The sequence below is a fragment of the Duganella qianjiadongensis genome (assembly GCF_009857915.1).
GTDB classification, from domain to species: Bacteria; Pseudomonadota; Gammaproteobacteria; order Burkholderiales; family Burkholderiaceae_D; genus Rugamonas; species Rugamonas qianjiadongensis.
This window is the reverse complement of the sequence record NZ_WWCM01000107.1, coordinates 1-255: the sequence shown is the minus strand read 5'-3', so window position 1 is coordinate 255 and position 255 is coordinate 1. Positions and strand designations below refer to the sequence as shown.

At 54.1% G+C, this 255-nt stretch carries 1 protein-coding gene; it reads left to right on the top strand.

The genetic code is table 11. The annotated features are described in order from the left end of the window. A partial coding sequence (locus GTP27_RS23500) for an EF-Tu C-terminal domain-related protein (RefSeq protein WP_503826536.1) occupies positions 1 to 255 on the top strand: 255 nt, incomplete at both ends.

Below are 255 nucleotides of genomic sequence, written 5' to 3'. Positions count from 1 at the left end.
TGCGCGGCACCAAGCGTGAAGACGTGGAACGTGGTCAAGTTCTGGCAAAACCAGGCTCGATCAAGCCACACAACCACTTCACCGGCGAGATCTACGTTCTGTCGAAAGATGAAGGCGGCCGTCACACCCCGTTCTTCAACAACTATCGTCCACAGTTCTACTTCCGTACCACCGACGTAACCGGTTCGATCGAGCTGCCAGCCGATAAAGAAATGGTTATGCCAGGCGACAACGTGTCGATCACCGTTAAGCTGA